The organism is Streptomyces sp. NBC_01298 (assembly GCF_035978755.1).
In the GTDB taxonomy this organism is placed as follows: Bacteria; Actinomycetota; Actinomycetes; order Streptomycetales; family Streptomycetaceae; genus Streptomyces.
The window spans coordinates 4,602,539-4,626,285 of sequence record NZ_CP108414.1 but is presented as its reverse complement, the minus strand read 5'-3'; the positions used below and the strand labels follow the sequence as shown (position 1 = coordinate 4,626,285).

The following is a 23,747-nucleotide window of genomic DNA, read 5'->3' as shown; positions in this document are numbered from 1 at the left end:
TGTGACCGGCGGGGCCGCCGTCAGCTCTCGGCCAGCTTCAGGGCTTCGGCGAGGGCGCGCCAGACCTCGGCGGACAGTTCCACGTTGACAGACCTCTGGGCCTCCTTCGCGATGCGCTCGAGGTCGGCCACCGCCGCGGCGTGGTCACCCCGGACGATCTCGATCTGGTCGCGCAGCACGTCCAGACGCAGCTGGTCGCGGACGCTGAGCCCCTCGGGGTTGTCGTCGAGCCGGCCGCTCAGCGTGTGGGCGTCGTCGAACCGACCTTCGCAGAAGGCGAGCTGGCACTGCAGGAGGAGCAGCTCGTTCTGGTGGACGGGCATGCCGACAAGCACGCTGACGGCCTCGGCCTCGTCGAGGCGGAGGCGGGCCTCTTGGGTGTCGCGCGGATCCATGCGCAGGTACATGGACGCGGCCGCGAGGCGCAGGCGCATCCACAGCACGGGGTCCTCGTTGCCGGGCAGGGCCGCCAGCGCACGCGTCATCGTCGCGGCGGCGGCGGTGTGGTCGCCCTGGCGGGCGCAGACGCTCGACGCCGTCCACAGCACCTCGACCTGGAGGCGCAGGGGGAGTTTGGCGGAGCCGTCGGAGAGCGTGCCGACCATGCGGTCGGCGTCCGCGCGCGCCTGGGCGAGCTGCCCCTCCTCGGCCTCGATGGAGATGAGGGTCAGCAGCGCCTCGACGATGTCGCGGTGCGGCAGGCCGCTCGCCTCGGCGAGGGCGAGCCCTTCCTCCGCATGCGCGCGTGCCCCGGCGACGTCGCCCGAACCGCGCAGTCGGCGGGCGAGCCTGACCCGGGAGCGGGCGCGCAGCTCGGGCAGGCCGGTGCGGTCGCCGAGTGCGGTCATCTCGTGGAGGAGCGCGAGTTCCTCCGTCATCCTGCCCTGCGTCTGGTAGCAGCGGGCGAGTGCCCACTGCGCCTGCCAGCGCAGCACGGCGTCGACGTCCTCCTCCTGCTCCTGCAGGAGGGTTTCCTCCAGTACGGCGGCCATGGCGGGCGACTCGCCGACCGTCATGACGGTGGCGAGCACCCGGGCCAGCGAACTGCCCGTGGTGGTCTGGAACGAGGCAGACGACACCTTGAGCTTCTCGCAGAGGTAGGCCACCACTCGCTCGGTGGGAGGGCGGGCGCCCGATTCCAGTCGAGAGAGGTATGCCGGAGAGATCTCCGTTCCGGCCAGCTGCACCTGCGAGAAGCCCTGGGCAAGGCGTAGTGCTCGGAGTCGACGTCCGAACAAGGGCTGCTGAAGGATCTGGTCGACTCCATTGGACATGACAGGCAGTTTGTAGTCGATGGCAGCAAAATGTCAATTAGGTCTTGACATTGTCACACCCTTGACTTCGGCCTGTCCGGCCGTGGGGTTACGGCCACTCGATCTCGTAGGGGACGACCGTGGTCGAGTTCTCGCCACGGGCCTGTGAGGTCGCCTGGTCCGGGCCCGGCTGCCCGACGGTGACGGCGGCCAGCGCCAGCGCTGTGATCAGTCCGGCGAGAGCGGTCATCTTCGCGAGGTGCTTCTTCATGGTTCCCCCCATGGGATCTGGTCGCCCGGCCGTCTCTCTGGCAAGGGCGTCAGGTCGTTCAACTGCGCCTACTTAACCATTGACGATCAAACATGACAAGGGTTGGCAATTAATTGACAACTCTTGATCACGGTGGTCCGCGCTGCGCCGGGAGACTTTCGTAGCGGGGGGACGCGACCAAAGAGGGCAGCCGGGTGGTGGTCCGGTGTCTAGGGTCGGCCGGGTGGATGTGACGGCGAGGGCGCGTGCGGGATGGGACTGGGTGAAGGGGCCCGAGCCCTGGACCCGGCGGATGCTGGCGGGGGACCTGGCGCTGGCCGGGGTGCTCGCGCTGCTCGGGCTCGGGGTCGAGGAGCTGGACAAGGGCTCCGCGGCGCGGATGCTGGCCAGTGCCGTGACCGTGGTGGTGCTGACCCTGCTGCGGCGGCGGCTGCCGGTGTTCACGCTCGTGGCCGGCTCGGCGGTGGGCGTCTACCTGCCGGGGGCCTTCCTGGTGGCGATCCCGCTCGGCTGGTCGGCCGGGCGGCGCATCGTCGGCGTCGGCCGGGCGCTCGGCGCCTTCACCGCGGCCTTCGCCCTGGCCATCGCCCTCAATGTGGTCAAGGAGTGGTCGCAGGGCCGTGCGGTGCTGGTCATCGTCTTCAGCGCCCTGATGTTCCTGGCCATGGTGGTCATGCCCGGTCTGGCCAGCCGCTACTGGTCCCAGCGCCATACGCTGCTGCGCGCCCTCCAGGAGCGCAACGCCCAGCTGCTGCGCGAGCGGGCGATGGTCGCGGGCCAGGCCCGGCTGCGCGAACGCCAGCGCATCGCCCAGGACATGCACGACAGTCTCGGCCACCAGCTCGCCCTGATCTCGGTGCACACCGGTGCGCTGGAGGTCGATCCGGTCCTGACCGACCGGCAGCGCGAGGCGGTGGGCGTCCTGCGCCAGGCCTCGGTCGCCGCCATGCACGAGCTGCGCGAGGTCGTCGGCATCCTGCGGGACGGGGTGGAGGCGCCGCTGCCGGTCGAGGAGGCGCAGCCCGCCGCGCGCGGGGTGGCGGGCATCGCCGGGATCGTGGAATCGGCGCGGAGTGCGGGGACCGACGTACGGCTCACCACCGCCGGGCAGCCCAGGCCGCTGGTCGCGGCGTGTGACCACGCGGCGTACCGGATCGCGCAGGAGGCGCTGACCAACGCCTACAAGCACGCGCCGGGCGCGCCCATCACGGTGGAACTGCGCTACGAGGACGACTCCCTGGTGGTGGAGATCGCCAACGGCGCGGCGGCCGGTCCGGGCGCCGGCGAGGTGGTGTCCGGCGGGCAGGGGCTGACCGGGCTGCGCGAACGGGCCCGGCTGGTCGGCGGCATGGTCTACGCGGGGACCGTGGAGGGCGGCGGGTTCCGGGTGGCCGGGGTGCTCCCGTACGGGACCGAGCCGGCCGGGGCCGAGGAGGCGGGCGCGGACGGGGTCGCCGACGACTTCGGACAGCAGCTGCAGGCCAGGTCCCTGGGTACGGGCGCCGGCGTGGGCGGCGGGCCGGTGGACTGGGACGCGATCGACCGGAAGCTGCTCAGCGGGAGCGGCCGGGCCGGGGGCGTGACCCTGGGCTGCGGGATCGCGGTCGCGGCCGTCGTGGTGCTGCTGATCGTGATCGGGGCCGCGGTGGCGCTGCTGGTGGGCTCGGTGGGCGACGCGATGCTCGGCAAGGCCGAGTACGACGCCATCCACGTGGGAGACCCGGAGGAGGCGGTACGTTCGCAGCTGCCCAGCGGGGACAGCATCCTGACCGAGGGGCTCGACCGGAAGGGGCCGCCGCGTCCGCAGGGCGCGGCCTGCCTGGTCTTCCTGGCGGACGACGACACCGATCTGGGGAGCGACAGCGTTTTCCGGTTCTGCTTCAAGGACGGCAAGCTCGTCGACAAGCAGGCGTACCAGGCCAAGCAGTAGGAGCAGGGGTGACAGCCAAGGTGATCCGCGTGGTGATCGCTGATGACGAACCGCTGATCCGGGCCGGGATCAGGATGATCCTGACCTCGGCGGCGGACATCGAGGTCGTCGCCGAGGCGGCGAACGGCCGGGATGCGGTGGAACTGGCGCGGGCCCACGGCCCGGACGTGGTGCTGCTGGACATCCAGATGCCGGTGATGGACGGGCTGACGGCACTGGCCGAGCTCGGGCGGGCGGTGCCCGAGGTGCGGGCGCTGATCCTGACCACCTTCGGGGAGAAGGAGAACGTGCTGCGGGCGCTGAGCGGCGGCGGCGCGGGGTTCCTGCTGAAGGACTCGGCGCCCGGCGAACTCATCGGCGCCGTACGGGCGGCCGCGGCGGGGGACGCCTACCTGTCCCCGGCGGCGACCCGGCACGTGGTGGACCAGATCGCGTCCGGCCGGACGGCCGGACGCGAGGAGGAGGCGCGGCGCCGGGTGGCCGAACTGAGCGAGCGCGAGCGCGGGGTACTGGCGCTGCTCGGGGAGGGGTTGTCGAACGCGGACGCGGGGCGCCGGCTGCACATGAGCGAGGCCACGGTGAAGACGTACGTCAGCCGGATCCTGGCGAAACTGGAATGCGAGAACCGCGTACAGGCGGCCCTGCTGGCCAGGGACGCCGGGCTGTAGGTACGGTCGGGCCGAAATCCGATGGCGATCAGGGGGCGGGGCGCATGACGGCGGTAGCGCAGGAGCATGGCGTGGGACCGGAGTCGAAGGTACGGATCCCGGCGGTCGAGGGGTTCGCTCCGCGGGCCGGATCTCCCGCCGTTTCCCCCTCCGTGTCTCCCCGGGCGGCGGGCAGGGCGCTGCGCGTGCGGGTGCCCCGGTCGGCGCACGCGCTCTTCGAGGCCCCGGCCGACCGTCCGGACGCGGTGCGTGCGGTGGAGGAGTCCAACGTCGGGCGGGTCGCCGAACTCGCGCCGATACGGACCGGCCGGATGGCCGCCAACCCCTTCGCGTTCCTGCGCGGCTCGGCCGGGCTGATGGCGCACGACCTCTCCGGCGGTCCCGTGACCGGGATCGGCGCGCAGATCTGCGGAGACGCCCACGCGGCCAACTTCGGCCTGTACGGGGACGCGCGCGGCCGGCTGGTCATCGACCTCAACGACTTCGACGAGACCGTCTTCGGCCCGTGGGAGTGGGACCTCAAGCGGCTGGCCACCTCGCTGGTCCTGGCCGGCCGGGTGGCCGGTGCGGACGAGGACACCTGCCGGGCGGCCGCGCACGACGCGGCGGGTGCCTACCGGCGCACGATGCGCCTGCTGGCCAAACTGCCGGCCCTCGACGCGTGGAACGCCATCGCGGACGAGGAACTGGTCTCGCACACCGACGCCCGTGACCTGCTGGGCACGCTGGAACGGGTCTCGGAGAAGGCCCGCAACAACACCTCCGCCCGGTTCGCGGCCAAGTCCACCGAGCCGACGCCCGACGGGGGCCGGGCCTTCGTGGACGCGCTGCCCGTGCTGCGCCGGGTCGGGGACGGGGAAGCGGCGGCCGTGGCGGCCGCGCTGGGCCCGTACCTGGAAACCCTCCAGGGCGACCGGCTGCCGCTGCTGGCCCGGTACGCGATCCACGACGTGGCCTTCCGGGTGGTGGGCACGGGCAGCGTCGGCACCCGCTCGTACGTGGTGCTGCTGCTGGACCACCGGGGTGAGGCGCTGGTCCTCCAGGTGAAGGAGGCCAGGCCCTCCGCGCTGCTGCCGCACCTGCCCGGGCTCGGCTTCGTCTCCCCGCCGGAGGAGCACGAGGGCCACCGGGTGGTGGCGGGGCAGAAGCGGATGCAGGTGGTCTCCGACATCCTGCTGGGCTGGACGACGGTGGAGGGGCGGCCCTTCCAGGTCCGCCAGTTCCGCAACCGCAAGGGCAGCGTGGACCCGGCGGCGCTGGCCGCCGAGCAGTTCGACGACTACGGGCGGATGACCGGAGCCCTGCTGGCGCGGGCGCACGCGCACAGCGCGGATCCGCGGCTGCTGGCCGGGTACTGCGGCAAGAGCGACGAGCTGGACGAGGCCGTCGCGGGCTTCGCCGTGGCCTACGCCGACCGGAGCGAGGCCGACCACGCGGTGCTGGTGGAGGCGGTGCGGTCCGGGCGGATCGCGGCGGAGTCCGGGGTCTGAGCGGCCGGCGGCCGAGCCCGCGCGCGGGATGTTTCACGTGAAACCGGTCGATGTTTCACGTGAAACACCCGGGCCCGAGGGCCTTAGGCTGGCCGGGTGAGCGAGCAGACTGTTCCCGAAGAGTCCGAGCCCGGCTCCGGCCCCGGCCCCGCTGCCGACGAGCGGCCCGAGGCGCGCCTGGAGCGCGCCGTGCGGGCCGCCGAGCAGGCGCTGATCGAGTTCGAGATCGCGGTGGAGACCTTCCGGGTGGAGGTGGAGAACTTCTCCCGCCTGCACCACCAGAAGCTCGGACCGATGTACTCGCGGCTCGACGAGCTGGACGCCCTGATCGCCGAGGCGAAGGCGGCGAGGACCGGTGACGCGGAGGACCTGCGCCGTGCGCGCGAGGCCCGCTCGCTGGTGATGCCGATGCCCGGGGTGGACGAGCTGTTCCACGACTGGCTGGACGCGGACGGGATGTCCGACGACGCCTCCGCGATGCTCACGGACCGCGCCGTGCGGCCGCCGGAGCGGGTGCGCCCCTCGGAGGAGGTGCGCCGCCTGTACCGCGAGCTGGTCCGCAAGGCGCATCCCGACCTGGCCCAGGACGAGGCCGAGCGCGAGCGGCGCGACGAGTTCATCGCGCGGGTCAACGCGGCCTACGGACGCGGCGAGGAGCAGGTGCTGCGCGAGCTGGCGCAGGAGTGGGCGGAGGGCCCGGCGCCCGCCGAACAGCGGCTGAGCGAGAGCGAGGAGCTGTACGAGCGCCTGGAATGGCTCTCGCGCCGCAAGGAGCTGCTGTCGGTGGTGGCCCGGGACCTGGAGGAGAGCGCCATCGGGTCGATGCTGCGGATGGCTCCGGAGGACCCGGACCGGCTGCTGGAGGAGATCGCCGAGCAGCTGCTCGGCGACGTCGAGAAGCGCGAGGCGGAGCTGGCGGCCCTCGCCGCCGAGTGAGGCCCCGGCTGGGCGTCGGCTGGGCGTCGGTTGGGCCCCGGCCGAGGGTGAAGCCGTCGCGGACGGGTCGGCAGGCCGGGTCGGATAGGTTGGCTCAGCTATCCGTGACGAGAGAAGGCGACAGACATGAACTCCGGACCGCTTCCCTCGGTGGCCGCCTCCGCGCTGCCCTCCGAAGCCTTTGTCCTCGACGTTCGCGAGAACGACGAATGGGCGGCCGGCCATGCCGAGGGCGCACTGCACATCCCGATGAGCGAGTTCGTGGCGCGCATCGGTGAGCTGACCGAGAAGATCGAGGACGAGCGCCCGGTCTACGTGATGTGCCGGGTCGGCGGGCGCTCCGCCCAGGTGGCCCAGTACCTGCGGGGCCAGGACATCGACGCCGTGAACGTGGCCGGCGGCATGCAGGACTGGGAGGCCGCGGGCCGCCCGGTCGTCACCGACGCGGGCACCCCGGGCTTCGTCGTCTGAGACGGCGGCCCCGTGACGGGCTAGGCGAGCGGGTGGGCGGCCAGCAGGTCGCCCAGTGCCTCCTCGTGGGCCGCGGCCGGGCCGAGCTGGAGCTCCAGCTGCTTGGCCCAGGCGTGGTAGCGGTGCAGCGGGTAGTCGGTGTCGGCGCCGAAGCCGCCGTGCAGGTGCTGTGCGGTCTGCACGACGCGGCGTACGCCCTCGGAGGCCCAGATCTTGGCCACGGCCACGTCACCGGCGCTGGGCAGCGGTCCGCCCGCTCCGCCCGTGGCGGCGTCGAGCCGCCAGGCGGCCTGCCAGAGCGTGACCTCCATGGCGCGCAGGTCGATGTAGCGGTCGGCGGCCTGGACGGCCACGGCCTGGAAACTGGCCACCGGGAAGCCGAACTGCTCGCGCTTGCTCGTGTACTGACTGGTCATGGTGAGCACGTTCTCGCCGAGGCCCAGCGCGAGCGCGCAGGTCCCGGTGGCCAGGAGCTGGCGCAGGTGGTCCCAGGCGCCGGGCGCTTCGATCAGGTGCGAGGCCGGGACCCGCACGCCGTCGAGGGTGAGCTCGGCGAGCCGCTCCCCGCTGGTGGAGTACTGCTCCGCGAGGGACAGGCCCCCGGCGCCCCGGGGGACGAACGCGAGGACCGCCTCGCCCTCCCCGGTGTGGGCCGGGACGGCGATCCAGTCGGCGCTGTGCGCCCAGGCGACGGTCGTCTGCACGCCCTCAAGGAGCCAGGTGTCGGCGTCTTGTCGTTCCCGCCGTGCGGTGACGGCCAGTTCGGCCGGGTCGTGGCCGCTGCGGCCGTGCGCGGCGACGGTGAGGACGAGGCCGCCGCTCCCGGCGCCGGGCAGCAGGGCGCCGGCCAGCTCGGGGCTGCCGTGGGCCTGGACGGTCATGGCGGTGGCGCAGTGCTCCAGCAGCGGCACCCGGGCCAGCACCCTCGCCGCCTCGCGCAGGACCAGGCACAGGGCGATGGCGTCGAGGCCGGAGCCGCCGTGCTCCTCGGTGAGGACCAGGCTCAGCAGGTCGGAGTCCGCGAGCTTGGCCCACAGCTCGCGATCGAACTCCTCGGCCACCGCCCTCGGGGTGAGCGCGGGGCTGGGTACGCCGTCGGGGGCCACGTCCGCGAACACGGCCTTGGCCGCCTCGACGGCGGCCTGCTGCTCCTCGGTGAAGGTGAAGTCCACTGCCTGTCCTCCCGCGTGCCCGGATCGCGCTCTGTCTGACGGTGCGTCAAGATAGAACACGTTCTGGAAATTTGACAGGGGGACGGCAGGCAGCCGGCTCAGCGGTCGAAGTCGATCTCCACGTCCTCCGACACCGGGTGCGACTGGCAGGCCAGCACGAACCCGGCCTCCGTCTCCTGCTCCTCGAGCGCGAAGTTGCGCTCCATGCGCACCTCGCCGGTCACGAGGAAGGCCCGGCAGGTGCCGCACACGCCGCCCTTGCAGGCGTACGGGGCGTCCGCGCGGGCCCGCAGCACCGCGTCGAGCAGGGATTCGCCGTCGCGCACCGGCCAGGTGCCCGAGCGGCCGTCGAGCCGCGCCGTGACCCGGCCGCTGGTGACCTCGGCCGAAGCGGTGCGGGCGGGCGGGGCGGTGTCCTCGACGTGGAAGACCTCCTCGTGGACCCGGGTACGGACCACGCCGAGCGCGGCCAGCGCCTGCTCCGCTCCCGTCACCAGGCCGTACGGGCCGCACAGGAACCAGCCCGTCACCTCGGCGACCGGCAGCAGGGCGGGCAGCAGCTCCGTCAGCCGCTCCTCGCCGAGCCGTCCGGAGGGCAGCCCGGCCTCCTGCTCCTCCCGGGACAGCACGGTGACGAGCTGGAACCGGTCGGGATAGCGGTCCTTGAGGTCGGCGACCTCCTCCAGGAACATCGTCGAGGCCGCGCTGCGGTCGCTGCGCACCAGGCAGAACCGTGCGTCGGGGCGGGCGGCGAGGAGGGTGGCGGCGATCGACAGCACCGGGGTGATGCCGCTGCCGCCGACGATCGCGGCGTAGTGCGCGGCGGGCGGCGCCGCCGCGGGGTCCAGGACGAACCGGCCGGCCGGGACCATCACGTCCAGGACGTCCCCGGCGGCGATCTCCTTGTGGGCGTAGGAGGAGAACTCCCCGCCCTCCACCAGCCGCACCCCGACCCGCAGTGCGGTGGGACCGGGCCCGTCCGCGGCCGGGGCCTGGGAGCAGATCGAGTAGGTGCGCCGCACCTCGGAGCCCCCCGCCCCGCCCCGGCGCAGGGTGAGGTGCTGGCCCGGGGAGTGCCGGTACTCGGCGCGCAGCTCCGGCGGGACGGCCAGGGTCAGGGCCACGGAGTCCTCGGTGAGCCGGTCGACCGCCGTCACCGTCAAGGTGTGGAACGCGCCGTGGCGCGCGGGGCGCACCGGGTTCGCGGACACCGGTGTGGCTGACGGCGGTGACACGGCCATCTACAGCTCCTTGAAGTGGTCGAACGGTTCGCGGCAGGCGGTGCAGCGGCGCAGCGCCTTGCATGCGGTGGAGGAGAACCGGCTGAGCAGCTCGGTGTCGGTCGATCCGCAGTTCGGGCAGCGGACGGACAGGGTGAGCGGGACCGGTCCGCCGGCGGCGTGCGGCCGCGGCGGGGCGATGCCGAACTCCGCGAGTTTGCGGCGGCCTTCGGCGCTGATGTCGTCGGTGGACCAGGCGGGGGCCAGCACGGTCCGGACCCGGACCTCCGCTATGCCGTGGTCGATCAGGACCCGCTCGATGTCGGCGGACATGGCCTCGATGGCCGGGCAGCCGGTGTAGGTGGGGGTCAGGGTGACCTCCACGTGGCCGTCCTCGTGCATCCGCACCCCGCGCATCACGCCGAGCTCCTCGAGGGTGAGCACGGGCAGTTCCGGGTCGGGGACGGAGCCGGCCAGCGCGGCCAGCTCCACCTCCAGCCGGGTCCGCTCGGTGCTGGTCACCACGATGCCCCCGGGTGGCTGCGGTGCAGGTGCTGCATCTCCGCGAGCAGTCGGCCGAAGGGCTCGGTGTGCAGTCCCTGCCGGCCGGCTCCGGCGGCCCAGGCGCCGTGCCGCGCGCCCTGGGGCAGCTCCAGTCCGGCCCGCTCCAGTACGCCGCCCAGCGCGGCCAGCCAACGGCCTTCCAGGGCGGCCCAGTCGAGCTCGTCGAGCCCGTCCACCGGCCGGAACATCTCCCCGGTGTACTTCCACAGCCCGTCCAGGCCGGCGCGCATCCGGCGCCGGCTCTCCTCGGTGCCGTCGCCGAGCCGCAGCGTCCACTGCTCGGCGTGGTCGCGGTGGTAGGCGGTCTCCTTGACCGCCTTGGCGGCGAGCGGCGCGAACGGGCCGTCGCCGTGCGCGAGTTCCCCGTAGAGCTCGTGCTGGTAGAGCGAGAAGTAGAGCTGGCGCGCGATGGTGTGGGCGAAGTCGCCGTTCGGCTGCTCGACCAGCTGGAGGTTGCGGAAGGACCGCTCCTCGCGGAGGTAGGCCAGCTCGTCCTCGTCTCCGGCCGTCGACAGCAGGACGCGGGCCTGGCCGAGGAGGTCGAGGGCGATGTTGGCCAGGGCGACCTCCTCCTCCAGGACGGGCGCGTGGCCGGCCCACTCGGCGAGGCGGTGCGAAAGGATCAGCGCGTCGTCGCCGAGGGCCAGGGCCGCCGTCACGGCGGCCGTCCCCGATGCGGTGCTCGTCTCGGTGCTCGTGTCGGTGCTCGTCACAGGTGCTGCACCCCCTCGGGGATCTCGTAGAAGGTGGGGTGCCGGTACGGCTTGTCGGCGGACGGGGCGAAGAACGGGTCCCGCTCGTCCGGGGAGGAGGCGGTGATCTCCGTGGAGGGCACCACCCAGATGGAGATGCCCTCGCCGCGCCGGGTGTAGAGATCGCGGGCGTTGCGCAGGGCCATCTCCGCGTCGGGGGCGTGCAGGCTGCCCGCGTGCGTGTGCGAGAGGCCGCGCCGCGAGCGGACGAACACCTCCCACAGGGGCCAGTTCTGCGTCATACCCGAGCCTCGCTTCCGATGGTCGCCGCGGCGGCCGTGGCCGCCGCCTGCTTCTCCGCATACGCCGCGGCCGCGTCGCGCACCCAGGCGCCTTCCTCGTGCGCCGTGCGGCGCTGTCCTATCCGCTCCTCGTTGCACGGGCCGTTGCCCTTGAGGACCTCCCAGAACTCCGTCCAGTCGATGGCTCCGAAGTCGTGGTGCCCGCGCTCCTCGTTCCACTTCAGGTCCGGGTCGGGCAGGGTCAGCCCCAGTGACTCGGCCTGCGGGACGGCGATGTCCACGAAGCGCTGGCGCAGGTCGTCATTGGTGTGGCGCTTGATCCGCCAGGCCATCGACTGCGCGGAGTGCGCGGACTCCCCGTCCGGCGGGCCGAACATCATCAGGGAGGGCCACCACCAGCGGTCCACGGCGTCCTGGGCCATCGCGTGCTGGGCCTCGGTGCCCCGGGAGAGGGCGAGGAGCAGCTCGTACCCCTGGCGCTGGTGGAAGGACTCCTCCTTGCAGATCCGGACCATGGCCCGGGCGTACGGCCCGTAGGAGCAACGGCAGATCGGGACCTGGTTGGTGATCGCCGCGCCGTCCACGAGCCAGCCGATCGCGCCCACGTCGGCCCAGGTCAGGGTGGGGTAGTTGAAGATCGAGGAGTACTTCTGCTTTCCGGCGTGGAGCTTGTCGAGGAGCTCGTCGCGGCTGGTGCCCAGGGTCTCGGCGGCGCTGTACAGGTACAGGCCGTGGCCGGCCTCGTCCTGGACCTTCGCCATCAGGATCGCCTTGCGGCGCAGGGAGGGCGCGCGGGTGATCCAGTTCGCCTCGGGCTGCATGCCGATGATCTCGGAGTGGGCGTGCTGGGCCATCTGGCGGACCAGGGACGCGCGGTACTCGTCGGGCATCCAGTCGCGCGGTTCCACCCGCTCGTCGGCCGCCACGGCCGCGTCGAAGGCCGCCGCGAGCTGTGCGCCGAGGTCGGCGGTCACGCCGATCCCCGCGTCCCGCAGGGCGCCCTGCTGCGCGTCCCGGCCCCCCGTCCCCGATGTCGCTGCCGGGGTCACTGCCACCATCACGGCCCCCTGTCAGAGGTCTTTTCCCGCCTCGTCCCGCCCGACCGACCGATCGTTCGGTTCATCCTCTTCAATGGTGGGACGAGGGCCCGTAGGGTGTCAACCTCTGTGGTCAACCCTGTGGACGCCGGATGATCGGGGCGGGATGGATTCGAACGCGCTGGAGCCCCTCGAAGGAGCGGCTCCACCCCCGCCCAGGGCGCCCGGAATCGCCGGCCTGTCCACCCCGTACCGGGTCGTCACGGCCCTCGCGCTCGGCGCGGTGGCGGTGGCCGCCTGCTTCCACCTGGCCCTCGTCTTCCTGCACGTGGCTCCGTCCAACACGGTCAGCAAGCGGCACGCGGCCCGGATCGACTGGTGGATCTACCCCGAGTTCGAACAGAACTGGAAGCTCTTCGCCCCCAACCCGCTCCAGCAGAACATCGCCGTGGAGATGCGCGCGGAAGTGCGGACCGACGACGGCCGCCTGGTGACGGGCGCCTGGCGCGGGCTGTCCGCCGAGGACGGCGCGGCCATCCGCCACAGCCTGCTGCCGAGCCACACCGAGCAGAACGAGCTCCGCCGGGCCTGGGACTTCTTCACCTCCTCCCACGACGAGGACAACAAGTCCACCGGCGACCGCGGCGAACTCGCCGAGGAGTACCTGCGCCGGATCGCCGTGGACCGGCTGGAGACCGGCCGAGCCGCGGAGGGCCGGATCGTGCGGATCCAGGTGCGCGGGGCGACGACGGAGGTCGCCGCACCCCAGTGGTCCGACGAGAAGGCCGACACCCAGACCTACTACCGGGAGCTGCCGTGGTGGACGGTGTGACGGGGTCCGGCGCGAAGCGGCTCAAGGACTCCGGGGCGCGGGGGCTGGCCCGGGTCAGCGGGCAGGCGCTGGGCCCGTACCAGAGCGCCGTGGTCCGCATCGGGTTCGCCGGGACCTGGCTGTTCTTCCTGCTGCGGGAGTTCCCCCACCGCCACGAGCTGTACGGGCCGGACGGGCCGTGGAGCTGGGAGCTGGCGCGGCGGCTGATCGACTCGAACCACGCCTTCACGGTCCTGATGTGGTCGGACTCGGCGCTCTGGTTCGAGATCGTCTACGTCGCGGCCGTGCTGTCGTCCGCCCTGCTGATGCTGGGCTGGCGCACCCGGGCGACCTCCGTGGTCTTCATGGTCGGCGTGCTGTCCCTGCAGAACCGCAGCGTCTTCATGGGCGACGGCGGGGACAACGTCATCCACCTGATGGCGATCTACCTCGTGCTGACCCGCTGCGCGCAGGTCTGGTCGCTGGACGCCCGCCGCGCCCGCCGCCTCGGCACGGCCTCGGCCGGGCCGGCGGGGCCGGTGCTGTGGGGCGTGCTCGGCGCGGTGTTCGCGTACGGGGTCGTGACGGGGGACCTCAGTAACGGCTGGGTGATGTTCTGCGTGGCCCTGTGGGTGCTCGCCGCGCTGTGGTGGACGGTCGACCGCTACGAGCCGCAGGGGGAGGGGCGGGCCGTCCTCGACGTCCTGGCCAACCTGCTGCACAACGCCGGGATGCTGGTGATCATGGTGGAGGTCTGCCTGATCTACGCGACGGCCGGCTGGTACAAGATCCAGGGCTCGCGGTGGCAGGACGGCACGGCGCTGTACTACCCGCTGAACCTGGACTACTTCACCCCGTGGCCCGGTGTCTCGGCCTTCCTCGCGAGCAGCGGCACGCTGGTGATGCTGCTGTCCTACGGGACGGTCGCGGTTCAGGTGGCCTTCCCGTTCACGCTGTTCAACCGGCGGATCAAGAACGTGCTGCTGGCGGTGATGATGCTGGAGCACGCGGGGATCGCGGTGTTGTTGGGGCTGCCGTTCTTCTCGCTGGCGATGATCGCCGCCGACGCGGTGTTCCTGCCGACCGGGTTCTTGGTGTGGCTGGGAGCGGTGGTCGCTGCGCGGCGGGTGCGTGGGGGGCGGGCTGTTCCGGACCCCGGACCGGATCCGGAGCCCTACGCGGACCCCGAGCCCGCGCTCCCCAGCCCCGTCCCGCGCTGAGGCCCGGCCCTGCGGGGCTTGTCCCCTACCCTCCCCCAGACTCCGTCCGGGGGGACCCCCGGTTCGCCCGTTCCCCGGGGCTCCGCCCCGGACCCCGCTCCTCAAACGCCGGAGGGGCTGAAAGGGAACGTAGGGTCGGCGGTATGAGTGAGCGGCACGGGAACCCCGATGGCATCCAGGACACCGAACGGCAGTGGCGGGAAGCCGTTGCGGGGGAGGAGCTGGTGCTTCTTGACGGGTTTCACGCGCTGAAGCACGCGCTGCGCTTCGGGGCGGACGTGCGGATCGCCGTCGCCGACGACCCTGAAGCCGTACGGGGCCTCGCGCGCGAGCTGGCCGGGGACGTGGAGGCGGACGTCGCGCGGCTCGTGCGCGAGGCTCCGCTCAAGGGGCTGCTGCCGCGGGTGCACCCCACCGGGGTGGCGGCGCTCGCGGTCCGGCCCGGGCGGGCCGAGGGACGGGCCCGGCTCGACGCACGGCCCAGGACGGCCCCGATCGTGCTCCTCGACAATCCGCGCAACCTGGGCAACGTCGGAGCCGTCGTCCGGCTCGCCGCAGGCTTCGGCGCCACCGGAGTGGTGACCAGGGGAGACCTGGACCCCTGGCACCCCAACGTGGTGCGGGCCGGCGCCGGTCTGCACTACGCCACGACCGTGGACCGGGTGGAGCTCGACGAGCTGCCGCCCGGCCCGCTGTACGCGCTCGACCCGGAGGGCGAGGACATCCGCGCCCTCACCCTCCCGGACGAGGCCCTGCTCGCCTTCGGCTCCGAACGCCACGGCATCTCGCCCGAGCTGCGTGCCCGAGCCGATCACCTGGTGTCCCTGCCGATGCGGCCGCAGGTCTCCAGCTACAACCTGGCCACCAGCGTGGCCATGGCCCTCTTCCACTGGGGCGGGCCCAAGCCGTAGGGCGTCAGCCCTGGCGGCGGACCTCCACCACGCGGAAGCGGTTGGACACGAACGCCCCGTCGCACAGCGCGGCGTTCGCCGCCGGGTTGCCGCCGGAGCCGTGGAAGTCGGAGAAGGCCGCGGTCTGGTTCACATAGACCCCGCCCGTCAGGTTCAGCGAGAGCTGCGCCGACTCCTCCAGACAGACCTCCTCGATGGCCCGCTCGGTGTCCGCGGACGTGGTGTACGCCCCGACCGTCATGGCGCCCTTCTCACGGACCGTGCGCCGCAGCAGGTCCAGCGCGCTCTGCGTGGAGTCGACCGCCACCGCGAAGGAGACCGGGCCGAAGCACTCCGAGAGGTACGGGGCGGAGTCGTCCGGCTTGGCCGAGTCCAGCTTGACCATCACCGGCGTGCGCACGACCGCGCCCGGGAAGTCCGGGTGCGTCACCTCGCGCGAGGCCAGCGCGACCTCGCCGAGCCCTGCCGCGGCCTCCAGGCGGGCCTTCACGTCCGGGTTGACCAGGGCGCCGAGCAGGGCGTTGGCCCGCGCGTCGTCGCCGAGCAGACCACCGACCGCGCCCGCGAGGTCCGAGACGACCTCGTCGTAGGACTTGTGCCCGGCGTCGGTCTCGATGCCGTCGCGCGGGATCAGCAGGTTCTGCGGGGTGGTGCACATCTGGCCGCTGTAGAGGGAGAGGGAGAAGGCCAGGTTGGACAGCATGCCCTTGTAGTTGTCGGTGGAGTCCAGGACGACGGTGTTGACGCCGGCCTTCTCCGTGTAGACCTGCGCCTGGCGGGCGTTGGTCTCCAGCCAGTCGCCGAACTCGGTGGACCCGGTGTAGTCGATGACCTTGATCTCGGGCCGGACGGCGAGCTCCTTGGCGATGCCCTCGCCCGGGCGCTCCACGGCCAGCGCGACCAGGTTCGGGTCGAACCCGGCGTCGGCGAGGACCTCGCGGGCCACCTGGACGGTCAGCGCGAGCGGCAGGACGGCGCGCGGGTGCGGCTTGACCAGCACCGGGTTGCCCGTGGCCAGGGAGGCGAAGATGCCCGGGTAGCCGTTCCAGGTGGGGAAGGTGTTGCAGCCGATCATCAGGGAGATGCCGCGCGGGACGGCGGTGAAGGTCTTGCCCAGTTCGAGGGGGTCCTTCTTGCCCTGCGGCTTCGACCAGTCGGCCTGACCGGGGACGCGGGTCTGCTCCTCGTAGGCGTAGGCCACCGCTTCCAGACCGCGGTCCTGCGCGTGCGGGCCGCCCGCCTGGAACGCCATCATGAAGGCCTGGCCGCTGGTGTGCATGACGGCGTGCGCGAACTCGTGCGTCCGCGCCGAGATCCGCGCCAGGATCTCGATGCAGACCAGGGCGCGCGCCTCGGGGCCGGCGTCCCGCCAGGCGCCCATGCCGGCCCGCATCGCGGGCAGCAGCACCTCCGGGTCCACGTGCGGGTACTCGACGCCGAGCTCCACGCCGTACGGGGAGGTCTCCGCGCCCGTCCAGCCGTCGGTGCCGGGCTGTCCGAGGTCGAGCCGGGTGCCGCGCAGCGCCTCGAAGGCGGCGAGGCCGTCGGCCGGCGCGGTCTCCCCGTACGCCTTGGGGTGCTCGGGGTGCGGGGACCAGTAGGCGCGGCTGCGGATGGTGGCCAGCGCCTGGTCCAGAGTGGGCCGGTGCTTGGCGGACAGCTGGGGGACGGTGAGCTCGGCGGCCATCAGGGACCAACTCCTCTTTGAGCCGGGCGGGATCAGGCGATCGGGGCAGGCAAGAAGGGATGAACAAGAGCAGACTGGAGTTAGAGTAACCGAACGATCGGTCGGGACAAGAGGGCCCGGCAGGCCTGTGGACAAGTCGGTGCGGGAGGATCTGGGCATGACAGCAATCGAGCGGTCCCGCACAGTGGCGGTCGTCGGCGCCGGCACCATGGGGCAGGGCATCGCCCAGGTCGCCCTTCTCGCAGGTCACCGCGTGCTGCTCTACGACATCAACGCCGCGCTCGCCTCCGACGCGGTCGGGTTCGTCCAGGACCGGGTCGAGCGGATGGCCGCGAAGGGCCGGCTGGACCGCGCCGAGGCCGAGGACGCGATCGTCCGGATCGCGTCGGCGAGCGAGCTGGCGGAGCTGGCCGACACCGCCCTCGTGGTGGAGGCGGTCGTCGAGGACGTCACCGTCAAGCGGGCGCTGTTCGCGGCACTCGAAGAGGTGGTTTCGCCGGACACCTTGCTGGCCACCAACACCTCCTCCCTTTCGGTCACCGAGCTCGCCGCCGGACTCGCGCACCCCGGACGCTTCCTGGGCCTGCACTTCTTCAACCCGGCCCCGCTGCTGCCGCTGGTCGAGGTGGTCTCCGGTTTCGCCACGGACCCGGCCGCCGCGAGCCGCGCGTACGACACCGTCCTGGCCTGGGGAAAGACGCCGGTGCGCTGCGCCGACACCCCGGGCTTCATCGTCAACCGGATCGCCCGGCCCTTCTACGCCGAGGCGTTCGCGGTGTACGAGGAGCAGGGCGCCGACCCGGCCACCATCGACGCCGTGCTCCGCGAGAGCGGCGGCTTCAAGATGGGCCCCTTCGCGCTGACCGACCTGATCGGCCAGGACGTCAACGAGGCCGTCACCCGCTCGGTGTGGGAGTCCTTCTTCCGCAGCCCCAAGTTCACCCCGTCCCTCGCGCAGCGCCGGCTGGTCCAGTCGGGCCGCCTCGGCCGCAAGTCGGGCCACGGCTGGTACCCGTACGGCCCGGACGCGCAGGTCCCGGCCCCGCACACCGCCGCCCCCGTCGACCCGTCCGACGTGCCCGCGAAGGTGACCGTCGTCGGTGACCTCGGACCGGCGGCCGGCCTGCTCGACCTCCTGGAGGAGGCCGGGATCGCGGTCACGCCCGTCGAGCACGGGGGCCCGTACATCCAGCTCCCCGGCGAGGGGCAGCTCGTGCTCGCCGACGGCAAGACGGCGATCGAGTTCGCCGACGTCGTCTACTTCGACCTCGCCTTCGACTATCGCGACGCCACCCGGATCGCGCTCTCCGTCAGCGAGGACACGAGCGAGCGGACGCTCGCAGAGGCCGTCGGGCTGTTCCAGAGGCTCGGCAAGAAGGTCTCCGTCATCGGCGACGTGCCGGGCATGATCGTCGCCCGGACGGTCGCGATGCTGATCGACCTCACCGCCGATGCCGTCGCGCGCGGGGTCGCGGGCGCCGAGGACATCGACACGGCGATGCGGCTCGGGGTCAACTACCCGGTGGGCCCGGCCGAATGGCACGACCGGCTCGGCCGCGACTGGGCGTACGACCTGCTGCACCACCTCGACGAGCGGTGTCCCGGCGGCCGGTACGCGCCCTCGCTGGCGCTGTACAAGCTCGGCTACGCGGCGGGCGACGACGAGGGCGACGAGGGCGACGACGAGGGCGACTCCGTCCACGACGAGGTCCACGACGAGGCGGGGGAGTCGGAATGACCACGGCCAAGCGGGACACGTACACGCCCGAGACGCTCCTGTCCGTCGCCGTCCAGGTCTTCAACGAGCGCGGCTACGACGGCACCTCGATGGAGCACCTCTCCAAGGCGGCCGGCATCTCGAAGTCCTCGATCTACCACCACGTCGCCGGCAAGGAGGAGCTGCTCCACCGCGCCGTCAGCCGGGCCCTGGACGAGCTCTTCGCCGTCCTGGCGGAGCCGGGGGCGATACGGGGCCGCGCGGTCGAGCGCGTCGAGTACGTCACCCGCCGCACGGTCGAGGTCCTCGTCGCCGAGCTGCCCTACGTGACCCTGCTGCTGCGGGTCCGCGGCAACACCCGTACCGAGCGCTGGGCCCTGGAGCGCCGCCGCGAGTTCGACCACCAGGTCGCGGAGCTGCTGAAGGCCGCCGCCGCCGAGGGCGACCTGCGGGCGGACGTGGACATCCGGCTCGCCACCCGGCTGCTCTTCGGCATGGTCAACTCCCTGGTCGAGTGGTACCGCCCGCACCCCGGCACCACCCCCGACCAGCTCGCGGACGCGGTGGTCAGCATGGCCCTGGACGGCCTGCGCACGGCCCGCTGAGCCCTCAGCGCGGGGTGCGCGGGGTGCGGCTCCGCAGCCGCCACACCAGGACGGCGCCGGCCGCTACGGTCGGCGTCAGGGCGCCGTACCCGTAGAGGAGCGCGAGGCCGGGGCGGTGGGCCATGCCCGCGCGCAGGTCCAGGAAGAGGGGCCCCGCGGTCATCCAGGCGTCCCACTCCCGGTCGTGCGTCACCAGGCGCACGAGCAGGAACGCCCAGAAGCCGAGGACGGCCCACGCGGTGAGGTACGGCCACGGGGAGCCCGGGAGGGGCTCCAGGGGCGTGCCCGTACCGGCGCCCGCCCAGCGGTGGGCCGCGTAGCCCAGGGCCGTGACGAGGGCCCGCGCCGGAAGGGCTGGACGGTACCCGGCGGCGGGCTTCAGTCCTCCGAGATCGTCGGCCCCGCGGCCGGGTCGCGGGCCAGCAGATCCGTTTCCTCGAACACCAGCAGGGTGCGCGTGGAGAGGACCTCCGGGATGGACTGGAGGCGGGTCAGGACCAGCTCGCGCAGGGTGCGGTTGTCCGGGGTGTGGACCAGGAGCAGGACGTCGAAATCGCCGCTGACCAGGGCGATGTGGGCGGCGCCGGGGAGTTCGCGGAGCTGTTCGCGGACCGTGCGCCAGGAGTTCTGGACGATCTTCAGGGTGATGTAGGCGGAGGCGCCCTGGCCCGCGCGTTCGTGGTTGACGCGGGCGGTGAAACCGCGGATCACCCCGTCGTCGATGAGCCGGTTGATCCGGGCGTAGGCATTGGCCCGGGAGACGTGGACCTGCTCGGCGACCGAGCGTATCGAGGCGCGGCCGTCCGCCTGGAGCAGGCGCACGATCGACCGGTCGATCGGGTCGAGGGGGCGGGGCGGGGTCGCGGGCGGCCCGGGGGATACCGGCGGTACGGGCGCGCCCCCGAGTGCGCCCCCCGCCCCGGAACCCGCTCCGGCCATTTGTTCATCCGTCATCGCCCGATGCCTGCCTCTCCTGGACGTCCTGCACCCATACCAGGGCGTCGACGCCACTTTGTCCACAGCCTGACGCCGCCTGTAGCCAAATTGCCGGGACAACCGAACAATCGGTAGGTGAGGGGCCTCACACCCGAGGCCTCCCTGCCCGCTTCCCACGAGGAGGTGTACGCCGCCATGACGGTCCAAGAGCTGCCCGGTGCCGGTGCGTCCCACCGCTCCACCCCGCCGCCCGCCTGGAGGCCCCGTACGGATGCCGCCCCGCTGCTCCCGGACCCCGAGCCGTACCGGGTGCTGGGCACCCCGGCCGCCGACCGGCTCGACCCCGAGCTGATGCGCCGGTGCTACGCCGAGCTGGTGCGCGGCCGCCGCTACAACGCCCAGGCCACCGCCCTCACCCGGCAGGGCCGTCTGGCCGTATACCCCTCCACCGTCGGCCAGGAGGCGTGCGAGATCGCCGCCGCGATGGTCCTGGAGGAGCAGGACTGGCTCTTCCCGAGCTACCGCGACACCCTCGCGGCCGTGGCCCGCGGACTGGATCCCGTACAGGCGCTGACGCTGCTGCGCGGCGACTGGCACACCGGGTACGACCCGCGCGAGCACCGGATAGCCCCCCTCTCGACGCCGCTGGCCACCCAGCTGCCGCACGCGGTCGGCCTGGCGCACGCCGCCCGGCTGCGCGGGGACGACGTGGTCGCCCTCGCCATGGTCGGCGACGGCGGCACCAGCGAGGGCGATTTCCACGAGGCCATGAACTTCGCCGCCGTCTGGCAGGCGCCGGTCGTCTTCCTCGTGCAGAACAACGGCTTCGCGATCTCCGTTCCGCTCGCCAAGCAGACCGCCGCCCCGACCCTGGCCCACAAGGCCGTGGGGTACGGGATGCCCGGCCGCCTCGTCGATGGCAACGACATCGCCGCCATGCACGAGGTGCTGTCCGAGGCGGTCCGGCGGGCCCGGTCCGGCGGCGGACCGACCATGATCGAGGCCGTCACCTACCGCATAGAGGCCCACACCAACGCCGACGACGCCACCCGCTACCGGGGCGACGCCGAGGTCGAGGCCTGGAAGGCGCACGACCCGATCGAGCTGCTGGAGCGCGAGCTGACCGCGCGCGGCCTGCTGGACGAGTCGGGCATCAAGGCCGCCAAGGACGCCGCCGAGGCGATGGCGGCGGCGCTGAGGGACGGGATGAACGCGGAGCCGGTGCTCGACCCGATGGACCTCTTCGCACACGTCTACGCGCGGCAGACCGGCCGACTGCGCGAACAGGCGGCCATGCTCCGTGCCGAGCTGGACGCGGCCGAGCAGGAAGAAGAGGGGGACGGATCATGACCACGGTGGCGGTGAAGCCGGCGGCCACGAAGCCGGCGACCATGGCCCAGGCCCTGAACCGCGCGATGCGCGACGCGATGGCCGAGGACCCGACCGTCCACGTCATGGGCGAGGACGTCGGGGCGCTCGGCGGGGTCTTCCGCATCACGGACGGCCTCGCCAAGGAGTTCGGCGAGGACCGCTGTACGGACACCCCGCTCGCCGAGGCCGGCATACTCGGCGCGGCCGTCGGCATGGCCATGTACGGGCTGCGGCCCGTGGTGGAGATGCAGTTCGACGCCTTCGCGTACCCGGCCTTCGAGCAGCTGATCTCGCACGTGGCCAAGATGCGCAACCGCACGCGCGGCGCGATGCCGCTCCCGATCACCATCCGGGTGCCGTACGGCGGCGGGATCGGCGGCGTGGAGCACCACTGCGACTCCTCCGAGGCGTACTACGTGGCCACCCCCGGCCTCACCGTCGTCACCCCGGCGACCGTCGAGGACGCGTACGGACTGCTGCGCGCCTCCATAGCCAGCGACGACCCGGTGATCTTCCTGGAGCCGAAGCGGCTGTACTGGTCCAAGGCCGACTGGTCGCCCGAGGCGCCCGCGGTGGTCCCCGGGATCGGCGAGGCACTCGTCCGGCGGACCGGCACGAGCGCGACGCTGATCACCTACGGGCCCTCGCTGCCGGTGTGCATGGAGGCGGCCGAGGCGGCCCGCGAGGAGGGCTGGGACCTGGAGGTCGTGGACCTGCGCTCGCTGGTCCCCTTCGACGAGGAGACCGTCGTGGCCTCCGTACGCCGGACCGGGCGCGCGGTGGTGGTCCACGAGTCCGGCGGCTTCGGCGGACCGGGCGCGGAGATCGCCGCCCGGGTCACCGAGCGGTGCTTCCACCATCTGGAGGCGCCCGTGCTGCGCGTCACCGGCTTCGACATCCCGTATCCGCCGCCGATGCTGGAGAAGCACCACCTGCCCGGCGTGGACCGGATCCTGGACACCGTGGCCCGTCTGCAGTGGGAGAACTGATGCCGCAGGTCATGGAGTTCAAGCTGCCGGACCTGGGCGAGGGACTGACCGAGGCGGAGATCGTCCGCTGGCTGGTGGCGGTCGGCGACGTCGTCGCCATCGACCAGCCCGTCGTCGAGGTCGAGACGGCCAAGGCGATGGTGGAGGTCCCCTGTCCGTACGGGGGCGTGGTCACCGCCCGCTTCGGCGAGGAGGGGACGGAACTGCCCGTCGGCGCGCCGCTGATCACGGTGGCGGTGGGTGCGGCGTGCCTGCCGGCCGATGCCGATGCCGTTGCCCCCGAAGGGGCCCCGGACTCCGCGAACGCGCCCCGGCCCTTGATCGGGTACGGCTCCGACCCTTCACGTCCGGCGCGTCGGAGGCGGGTGCGACCCGGCTCCGCCGCGCCGGGGGCCGCTCCCGAGGGTCCGGCTCCGGCCGTGGTCCCGGTCGCGGCGGTGACGGCACCTGCCGTCACGGCACCTCCCGTCACGGCACCGGCGGCCGCCGCACCGGCCGCCGTCGTCGCCGGGCCGGTACCGGTCATCTCGCCGCTGGTGCGCAAGCTGGCGCGGGACCACGGGGTGGACCTGCGGGCCCTGCGCGGATCGGGGCCCGAGGGGCTGATCCTGCGCGCTGATGTCGACGCGGCGCTGCGCGCGCCGGCGCGGGAGGCTTCGGCCGTGGCCCCCGTGGTGGCCCCCGTGGTGGCCCCCGTGGTGGCACCCGTCGTGGCCCCGGTGGTGGCCTCCGTCCGTTCCACCGCCCCGGAGGGCGCCACGCGGACCCCCCTCAAGGGGGTGCGCGGGGCGGTCGCGGACAAGCTGTCGCGCAGCCGGCGCGAGATTCCGGACGCCACCTGCTGGGTGGACGCGGACGCCACCGAACTGATGGCGACCCGGGCGGCGATGAACGCCGCGGGCGGCCCCAAGATCTCGGTCCTCGCGCTGCTCGCCCGGATCTGCACGGCGGCGCTGGCCCGCCACCCGGAGCTCAACTCCACGGTGGACCTCGCGGCGAACGAGATCGTCCGGCTCCCGTCCGTGCACCTGGGCTTCGCCGCGCAGACGGAGCGGGGGCTGATGGTGCCGGTGGTCCGGGACGCGCAGGCGCGCAGCGCGGAGTCGCTGTCGGCGGAGTTCGCCCGGCTGACCGAGCTGGCCCGGGCGGGGAAGCTGGCCCCGGCGGACCTCACCGGTGGCACCTTCACCCTGAACAACTACGGGGTGTTCGGGGTCGACGGCTCCACGCCGATCATCAACCATCCCGAGGCGGCGATGCTCGGTGTGGGGCGGATCATCCCGAAGCCCTGGGTGTACCAGGGAGAGTTGGCGGTCCGGCAGGTCGTTCAGCTGTCGCTGACCTTCGACCACCGTGTCTGCGACGGGGGCACGGCGGGCGGCTTCCTCCGGTACGTCGCCGACTGCGTCGAGTCGCCCTCGGTGCTGCTGCGCAGCTTGTAGCTCCGACGAAGCCGGTGGGCGGGTGCGGGTGGGTTGGCCCTGCGGGGCGAAG

24 protein-coding genes are annotated in these 23,747 nt (G+C 72.9%); 13 read left to right on the top strand and 11 right to left on the bottom strand.

Annotated elements, in window-relative coordinates; translation table 11 throughout:
- Positions 1 to 20: 20 nt before the first annotated feature.
- On the bottom strand, positions 21 to 1,274 hold the full coding sequence (locus OG730_RS20925; RefSeq protein WP_327305675.1) for a helix-turn-helix domain-containing protein: 1,254 nt from the start codon (positions 1,272 to 1,274) through the stop codon (positions 21 to 23).
- A gap of 88 nt (positions 1,275 to 1,362) precedes the next feature.
- Complete coding sequence (locus OG730_RS20920; RefSeq protein ID WP_327305674.1) at positions 1,363 to 1,524, bottom strand: hypothetical protein; 162 nt, start codon at positions 1,522 to 1,524, stop codon at positions 1,363 to 1,365.
- A gap of 292 nt (positions 1,525 to 1,816) precedes the next feature.
- Here OG730_RS20920 and OG730_RS20915 point away from each other — a divergent pair, with 292 nt between their 5' ends.
- The 5 genes from OG730_RS20915 to OG730_RS20895 all read left to right on the top strand — a co-directional run bounded on the left by OG730_RS20915 (position 1,817) and on the right by OG730_RS20895 (position 7,019).
- Positions 1,817 to 3,454 carry a sensor histidine kinase gene (locus tag OG730_RS20915; RefSeq protein WP_327309351.1) on the top strand — a complete coding sequence of 546 codons (1,638 nt, stop codon included), beginning with the start codon at positions 1,817 to 1,819 and terminating at the stop codon, positions 3,452 to 3,454.
- An 8-nt stretch (positions 3,455 to 3,462) separates the two neighbouring features.
- The gene (locus OG730_RS20910; protein WP_327305673.1) at positions 3,463 to 4,122 is read left to right on the top strand and encodes a response regulator; all 660 of its coding nucleotides are present in this window, start codon (positions 3,463 to 3,465) and stop codon (positions 4,120 to 4,122) included.
- Between the two features lie 44 nt (positions 4,123 to 4,166).
- A complete protein-coding gene (locus OG730_RS20905) occupies positions 4,167 to 5,612 on the top strand; it encodes a DUF2252 domain-containing protein (protein WP_327305672.1) in 1,446 nt (481 codons plus the stop codon).
- A gap of 96 nt (positions 5,613 to 5,708) precedes the next feature.
- Complete coding sequence (locus OG730_RS20900; protein ID WP_327305671.1) at positions 5,709 to 6,548, top strand: J domain-containing protein; 840 nt, start codon at positions 5,709 to 5,711, stop codon at positions 6,546 to 6,548.
- A 126-nt stretch (positions 6,549 to 6,674) separates the two neighbouring features.
- Positions 6,675 to 7,019 carry a rhodanese-like domain-containing protein gene (locus OG730_RS20895; protein WP_250738739.1) on the top strand — a complete coding sequence of 115 codons (345 nt, stop codon included), beginning with the start codon at positions 6,675 to 6,677 and terminating at the stop codon, positions 7,017 to 7,019.
- A 20-nt stretch (positions 7,020 to 7,039) separates the two neighbouring features.
- Here the strand turns inward: OG730_RS20895 and OG730_RS20890 are convergent, their stop codons facing one another.
- The 6 genes from OG730_RS20890 to paaA form a co-directional block, all read right to left on the bottom strand.
- Positions 7,040 to 8,191: an acyl-CoA dehydrogenase family protein gene (locus tag OG730_RS20890; RefSeq protein WP_327305670.1), complete on the bottom strand. Its 1,152-nt coding sequence runs from the start codon at positions 8,189 to 8,191 to the stop codon at positions 7,040 to 7,042.
- A 98-nt stretch (positions 8,192 to 8,289) separates the two neighbouring features.
- Positions 8,290 to 9,432 (bottom strand): 2Fe-2S iron-sulfur cluster-binding protein, encoded by a 1,143-nt coding sequence (locus OG730_RS20885; protein WP_327305669.1) that lies wholly within the window; start codon positions 9,430 to 9,432, stop codon positions 8,290 to 8,292.
- Positions 9,433 to 9,936 carry a 1,2-phenylacetyl-CoA epoxidase subunit PaaD gene (gene paaD / locus OG730_RS20880; protein ID WP_327305668.1) on the bottom strand — a complete coding sequence of 168 codons (504 nt, stop codon included), beginning with the start codon at positions 9,934 to 9,936 and terminating at the stop codon, positions 9,433 to 9,435. It abuts the gene before it with no gap.
- Entirely contained in the window at positions 9,930 to 10,688 is a 759-nt protein-coding gene (gene paaC, locus OG730_RS20875) for a 1,2-phenylacetyl-CoA epoxidase subunit PaaC (RefSeq protein WP_327305667.1), read from the bottom strand. The genes paaD and paaC overlap by 7 nt, the downstream gene beginning before the upstream one ends.
- Complete coding sequence (gene paaB / locus OG730_RS20870) at positions 10,685 to 10,969, bottom strand: 1,2-phenylacetyl-CoA epoxidase subunit PaaB (protein WP_243331024.1); 285 nt, start codon at positions 10,967 to 10,969, stop codon at positions 10,685 to 10,687. Before paaB ends, paaC begins: the two co-directional genes overlap by 4 nt.
- Entirely contained in the window at positions 10,966 to 12,027 is a 1,062-nt protein-coding gene (paaA, locus tag OG730_RS20865) for a 1,2-phenylacetyl-CoA epoxidase subunit PaaA (RefSeq protein ID WP_327305666.1), read from the bottom strand. The genes paaB and paaA overlap by 4 nt, the downstream gene beginning before the upstream one ends.
- Before the next feature lie 145 nt (positions 12,028 to 12,172).
- Between paaA and OG730_RS20860 the strand changes: the two genes are divergently transcribed.
- The 3 genes from OG730_RS20860 (at position 12,173) to OG730_RS20850 (ending at position 14,948) form a co-directional block, all read left to right on the top strand.
- Positions 12,173 to 12,838, top strand: a complete 666-nt coding sequence (locus OG730_RS20860; protein WP_327305665.1) for a DUF5819 family protein — start codon at positions 12,173 to 12,175, stop codon at positions 12,836 to 12,838.
- Positions 12,826 to 14,037 carry an HTTM domain-containing protein gene (locus tag OG730_RS20855; RefSeq protein ID WP_327305664.1) on the top strand — a complete coding sequence of 404 codons (1,212 nt, stop codon included), beginning with the start codon at positions 12,826 to 12,828 and terminating at the stop codon, positions 14,035 to 14,037. Before OG730_RS20860 ends, OG730_RS20855 begins: the two co-directional genes overlap by 13 nt.
- A 143-nt stretch (positions 14,038 to 14,180) precedes the next feature.
- Positions 14,181 to 14,948 (top strand): TrmH family RNA methyltransferase, encoded by a 768-nt coding sequence (locus tag OG730_RS20850; RefSeq protein WP_327305663.1) that lies wholly within the window; start codon positions 14,181 to 14,183, stop codon positions 14,946 to 14,948.
- A gap of 4 nt (positions 14,949 to 14,952) precedes the next feature.
- On the opposite strand, the gene paaN is transcribed toward OG730_RS20850, so the two are convergent.
- Complete coding sequence (gene paaN, locus OG730_RS20845) at positions 14,953 to 16,635, bottom strand: phenylacetic acid degradation protein PaaN (protein WP_327305662.1); 1,683 nt, start codon at positions 16,633 to 16,635, stop codon at positions 14,953 to 14,955.
- Positions 16,636 to 16,792: 157 nt separating this feature from the next.
- Here paaN and OG730_RS20840 point away from each other — a divergent pair, with 157 nt between their 5' ends.
- Positions 16,793 to 18,373 (top strand): 3-hydroxyacyl-CoA dehydrogenase, encoded by a 1,581-nt coding sequence (locus OG730_RS20840; RefSeq protein ID WP_327305661.1) that lies wholly within the window; start codon positions 16,793 to 16,795, stop codon positions 18,371 to 18,373.
- On the top strand, positions 18,370 to 18,957 hold the full coding sequence (locus OG730_RS20835) for a TetR/AcrR family transcriptional regulator (protein WP_327305660.1): 588 nt from the start codon (positions 18,370 to 18,372) through the stop codon (positions 18,955 to 18,957). The genes OG730_RS20840 and OG730_RS20835 overlap by 4 nt, the downstream gene beginning before the upstream one ends.
- Positions 18,958 to 18,961: 4 nt before the next feature.
- On the opposite strand, the gene OG730_RS20830 is transcribed toward OG730_RS20835, so the two are convergent.
- Together OG730_RS20830 and OG730_RS20825 are read right to left on the bottom strand one after the other, a co-directional pair.
- A complete protein-coding gene (locus OG730_RS20830; protein ID WP_327305659.1) occupies positions 18,962 to 19,150 on the bottom strand; it encodes a hypothetical protein in 189 nt (62 codons plus the stop codon).
- Between the two features lie 185 nt (positions 19,151 to 19,335).
- Positions 19,336 to 19,911: an Lrp/AsnC family transcriptional regulator gene (locus OG730_RS20825; protein WP_327305658.1), complete on the bottom strand. Its 576-nt coding sequence runs from the start codon at positions 19,909 to 19,911 to the stop codon at positions 19,336 to 19,338.
- Between the two features lie 177 nt (positions 19,912 to 20,088).
- Between OG730_RS20825 and pdhA the strand changes: the two genes are divergently transcribed.
- From pdhA to OG730_RS20810, 3 genes are read left to right on the top strand one after another with little or no spacing between them, the layout of a single operon-like run.
- Complete coding sequence (gene pdhA, locus OG730_RS20820; protein WP_327309350.1) at positions 20,089 to 21,243, top strand: pyruvate dehydrogenase (acetyl-transferring) E1 component subunit alpha; 1,155 nt, start codon at positions 20,089 to 20,091, stop codon at positions 21,241 to 21,243.
- Positions 21,240 to 22,253, top strand: coding sequence for an alpha-ketoacid dehydrogenase subunit beta (locus tag OG730_RS20815; protein WP_327305657.1), 1,014 nt, complete (start codon positions 21,240 to 21,242; stop codon positions 22,251 to 22,253). The genes pdhA and OG730_RS20815 overlap by 4 nt, the downstream gene beginning before the upstream one ends.
- Complete coding sequence (locus OG730_RS20810; protein ID WP_327305656.1) at positions 22,253 to 23,695, top strand: dihydrolipoamide acetyltransferase family protein; 1,443 nt, start codon at positions 22,253 to 22,255, stop codon at positions 23,693 to 23,695. The genes OG730_RS20815 and OG730_RS20810 overlap by 1 nt, the downstream gene beginning before the upstream one ends.
- Positions 23,696 to 23,747 lie beyond the last annotated feature (52 nt).

Coding starts and splice junctions, on each gene's coding strand:
- OG730_RS20850 (WP_327305663.1), top strand. CDS start 14,181: ATGAGTGAGCGGCACGGGAACCCCGATGGCATCCAGGACACCGAACGG.
- paaA (WP_327305666.1), bottom strand. CDS start 12,027: ATGGTGGCAGTGACCCCGGCAGCGACATCGGGGACGGGGGGCCGGGAC.
- OG730_RS20915 (WP_327309351.1), top strand. CDS start 1,817: ATGCTGGCGGGGGACCTGGCGCTGGCCGGGGTGCTCGCGCTGCTCGGG.
- paaN (WP_327305662.1), bottom strand. CDS start 16,635: ATGGCCGCCGAGCTCACCGTCCCCCAGCTGTCCGCCAAGCACCGGCCC.
- OG730_RS20920 (WP_327305674.1), bottom strand. CDS start 1,524: ATGAAGAAGCACCTCGCGAAGATGACCGCTCTCGCCGGACTGATCACA.
- OG730_RS20905 (WP_327305672.1), top strand. CDS start 4,167: ATGACGGCGGTAGCGCAGGAGCATGGCGTGGGACCGGAGTCGAAGGTA.
- OG730_RS20840 (WP_327305661.1), top strand. CDS start 16,793: ATGACAGCAATCGAGCGGTCCCGCACAGTGGCGGTCGTCGGCGCCGGC.
- OG730_RS20925 (WP_327305675.1), bottom strand. CDS start 1,274: ATGTCCAATGGAGTCGACCAGATCCTTCAGCAGCCCTTGTTCGGACGT.
- paaB (WP_243331024.1), bottom strand. CDS start 10,969: ATGACGCAGAACTGGCCCCTGTGGGAGGTGTTCGTCCGCTCGCGGCGC.
- pdhA (WP_327309350.1), top strand. CDS start 20,089: ATGACGGTCCAAGAGCTGCCCGGTGCCGGTGCGTCCCACCGCTCCACC.
- OG730_RS20835 (WP_327305660.1), top strand. CDS start 18,370: ATGACCACGGCCAAGCGGGACACGTACACGCCCGAGACGCTCCTGTCC.
- OG730_RS20815 (WP_327305657.1), top strand. CDS start 21,240: ATGACCACGGTGGCGGTGAAGCCGGCGGCCACGAAGCCGGCGACCATG.
- OG730_RS20885 (WP_327305669.1), bottom strand. CDS start 9,432: ATGGCCGTGTCACCGCCGTCAGCCACACCGGTGTCCGCGAACCCGGTG.
- OG730_RS20825 (WP_327305658.1), bottom strand. CDS start 19,911: ATGACGGATGAACAAATGGCCGGAGCGGGTTCCGGGGCGGGGGGCGCA.
- OG730_RS20895 (WP_250738739.1), top strand. CDS start 6,675: ATGAACTCCGGACCGCTTCCCTCGGTGGCCGCCTCCGCGCTGCCCTCC.
- OG730_RS20810 (WP_327305656.1), top strand. CDS start 22,253: ATGCCGCAGGTCATGGAGTTCAAGCTGCCGGACCTGGGCGAGGGACTG.
- OG730_RS20860 (WP_327305665.1), top strand. CDS start 12,173: ATGGATTCGAACGCGCTGGAGCCCCTCGAAGGAGCGGCTCCACCCCCG.